We start from the raw sequence: 3,709 nt of genomic DNA, 5'->3' as shown, positions 1-3,709 counted from the left end.
ACCGACCTGGCCACTGCATTGCCCGGGGCAGAAGTGGTGTTTATTGCTGTTGGTACGCCACCGGGAGAAGATGGAAGTGCTGATCTGAAGTATGTATTGCAGGTAGCACATCAGATAGGGGCCTTAATGCAGGATTACCTGGTGGTAGTTACGAAAAGCACCGTGCCGGTAGGTACTGCCGCCAGGGTGAACCGGGCGGTAAAGGAAAGCCTGTCGGCCCGGCAGCTGATCCTGGATTACGATGTAGCCTCTAATCCTGAGTTTTTGAAAGAAGGCGCTGCTATAAATGATTTCCTGAAGCCAGATCGTATAGTCATAGGCGTTAATACTACACATGCCCGTCAAACGCTGGAGCAATTATACCGTCCTTTTCTGCTCAACGGTCATCCTATTTTATTTATGGATATCGCTTCTGCAGAGATGACCAAATATGCTGCCAACGCTATGCTGGCAACGCGCATTTCTTATATGAATGATATTGCCAATTTATGCGGACTGGTGGGCGCCGATATTAACCAGGTGCGGAAAGGGATCGGCAGCGATCCACGCATCGGAAAGCATTTTCTTTACCCGGGTATAGGGTACGGCGGCTCCTGTTTCCCGAAGGATGTAAAAGCCCTCATGCAAACAGGCCGGGAATACGGCTATCAGCTACGTATACTCGATGCCGTAGAAGCGGTGAATGAAGATCAGAAAAAAGTACTCTTTCATAAGGTGCTGCGTCACTTCGATGGCGACCTTAAAGATAAAAAGTTTGCCGTATGGGGCCTGTCGTTTAAACCTAATACTGATGATATGCGGGAGGCGCCGTCGTTGGTGCTGATCCGCCATCTGCTGGAGGCGGGAGCTACGGTGAGTGTATACGATCCGGTAGCCATGGAAGAAGCGATGTCATACCTGGGCAGTAGTGTCACCTTCGCAGATGATATGTATATGGCCGCAGAAGATGCCGCGGCTATCCTGCTGGTCACGGAGTGGAATACTTTCCGTATGCCGGACTGGCAACGCCTGCATGGCTTGTTGCAAAGCCCTTTGCTTTTCGACGGCAGAAATATTTATGATGATGTACAATTAGTCAAACAGGGATTCACTTACTATGGTATTGGGAATGCTGCGGCTTCCCCTGTCAATGCCCTGATGCTCTAACATTTTATTTCTTTTATCACTAAAATAACGATTGTATGAAAGTAGCCCTGATAACAGGTATTACCGGCCAGGATGGCGCTTATCTGGCAGAATTACTGCTGGGCAAGGGATATATGGTACATGGTGTTAAACGTCGTGCCTCCCTGATTAATACAGAACGAATTGACCATTTATACCAGGATATGCACAGTGAAAATGTGCGCTTCCGGTTGCACTATGGCGATATGACGGACAGCACCAACCTGATACGTATTATCCAGGAAACGCAGCCCGACGAAATTTATAATCTCGCTGCCATGAGCCATGTGCGGGTGAGCTTTGATACGCCTGAATATACTGCCAATGCAGATGGTATTGGCACCTTGCGATTGCTGGAAGCCTTGCGCATCCTGAAGCTGGAAAAGAAAACCCGCATCTATCAGGCCAGTACTTCGGAGTTATATGGACTGGTACAGGAAGTACCACAACGGGAAAGCACGCCTTTTTATCCGCGCAGTCCTTATGCGGTGGCCAAATTATATGCTTACTGGATTACAGTCAACTACCGCGAAGCTTATGGCATGTTTGCCTGCAATGGCATCCTGTTTAATCATGAAAGTCCTTTGCGCGGGGAAACGTTTGTTACCCGTAAAATCACCCGGGGGGCCGCTGCTATTGCTTTGGGCCTGCAGGATAAATTATACCTGGGCAACCTCGATGCACAGCGCGACTGGGGACATGCCAAAGACTATGTGGAAGCAATGTGGCGTATCCTGCAACAGGAGCAGGCGGATGATTATGTGATTGCTACCGGCATTACTACCACGGTGCGTGAGTTTGTGCGCATGGCATTTGCCGAGCTCGGTATCACTGTTACATTCCAGGGCGATGGTGTAGAAGAAATCGGGGTAGTTACTGCCTGCACCAATGAAGTGTATGCGTTACCGATAGGGAAAGAAGTGGTGGCCATCGATCCAAGATATTTCCGTCCTACAGAAGTAGAACTGCTTATCGGCGATCCTACCAAATCGAAGACGGTACTGGGCTGGGAGCCAGCGTACGATTTGCCGGCACTGGTAAAGGAAATGATGGCCAGTGATGTAGCCTTATTTGCTAAGAAAGAAGTAACACAACTGGAACATTTAATCGGATAATCTCATAGAAAGATGCAGGTAGCTAACAGAGTGATATTGAATACAGGCGCGCTCTACGGACGGATGCTTATTACCGTTTTTATTTCGTTGTACGCCACCAGGCTGGTATTGAATCTGCTGGGGGCGGCGGACTATGGTTTATTTAATCTGATCAGCGGCGTTATTGCCATGTTATCATTTCTGAACATTGCCATGACCATCAGCACACAACGGTATATGTCTTTTCACCTGGGCACAAAAGACAATCACCAACTAAAGCAGGTATTTAATTCCAGCGTGCTGCTGCATTTTATACTGGGCCTGTCGCTGGTGTTATTGTTCGAAGTGGCCGGCAGCTACCTGTTTGATCATGTGTTGAATTTTCCTGCGTCGCGTACTACGGCGGCTAAAGTCATCTTCCAATTCATGGTGGTCAGTGCTTTCTTTACCATTATTTCTGTGCCATATGATGCTACGCTGATTGCCCAGGAGAATATGGTAATGGTGGCGATCCTTGGAATTGTGGAGTCGCTGGGGAAACTGCTGATTGCCGTAGTGCTGCAATACACTGCTTACGATAAACTCATTGTATACGGTGGGTTGATGGCGCTGTTGACTATACTGTTGCTTGTTTTTAAGCAGGTGTATTGTGCGGTGAAGTATGAAGAAAGCCGGATCCGGGTCCGGCATTATTTCAACCGGCATTTGCTGAAGGAAATGTTTGCTTATGCCGGATGGAATATGTTTGGTGCGGGCAGTGTCGTAGCCCGCAATCAGGGAATTGCTTTATTACTGAATGTATTTTTTGGCACCATCGTTAATGCAGCATATGGGATCGCCAACCAGGTGAATGCACAACTGAGTTATTTTTCTGTGACCATGTTGCGGGCATTGAATCCGCAGATCATTAAAAGCGAAGGGAGTGGAGATCGGGCCAGGATGCTGCGCCTGTCTATGATTGCCAGCAAGTTTTCCTTTTACCTGCTTGGATTTTTCGCCATCCCCATGATGATAGAAATGCCTTTTGTACTGCAATGCTGGTTGAAACAGGTACCTGCCTACACGGTTACGATGTGTCGTTTAATTATTATCGCTACGCTCATCAACCAATTATCTGCCGGCATACAAATCGCCGTGCAGTCTGTCGGGAAAATTAAAAAGTACCAGGTAGTCGTGAGCACCATCGTATTACTCAACTTGCCCATCGCGTGGTTGTTGCTCAAAGCTGGTTATCCGGCTGCCATCGTATTGGTGACTGCCATCGGGATAGAAGTGGTAAGTGGCATTTACCGGATGATTGCCGCCAAAAATATTACGGGCTTGTCACCGGCAATATTTACGAAACAGGTGATCATCAAGGCAGTAGTTCCGGTGTTTTTATCGGTGGCACTGGCTGGTGTGCCTCCCATGTTCATGCCGGAGGGGTTTATACGGCTGGGCGTGACCACACT

Annotated in this window: 3 protein-coding genes; all 3 read left to right on the top strand. The window is 48.2% G+C overall.

Annotation, left to right across the window (positions count from 1 at the left end):
- The coding region (locus VIP81_RS00580; protein WP_331956528.1) for a UDP-glucose/GDP-mannose dehydrogenase family protein at positions 1-1,146 on the top strand (1,146 nt) is incomplete at its 5' end.
- A gap of 35 nt (positions 1,147-1,181) precedes the next feature.
- A complete protein-coding gene (gmd, locus tag VIP81_RS00575; protein WP_331956527.1) occupies positions 1,182-2,279 on the top strand; it encodes a GDP-mannose 4,6-dehydratase in 1,098 nt (365 codons plus the stop codon).
- Positions 2,280-2,291: 12 nt separating this feature from the next.
- A partial coding sequence (locus VIP81_RS00570) for a hypothetical protein (protein ID WP_331956526.1) occupies positions 2,292-3,709 on the top strand: 1,418 nt, incomplete at its 3' end.

It is taken from the genome of Chitinophaga sp. (assembly GCF_036566945.1).
Lineage (GTDB): Bacteria > Bacteroidota > Bacteroidia > Chitinophagales > Chitinophagaceae > Chitinophaga.
This window is presented reverse-complemented; position numbering and strand designations above follow the sequence as displayed.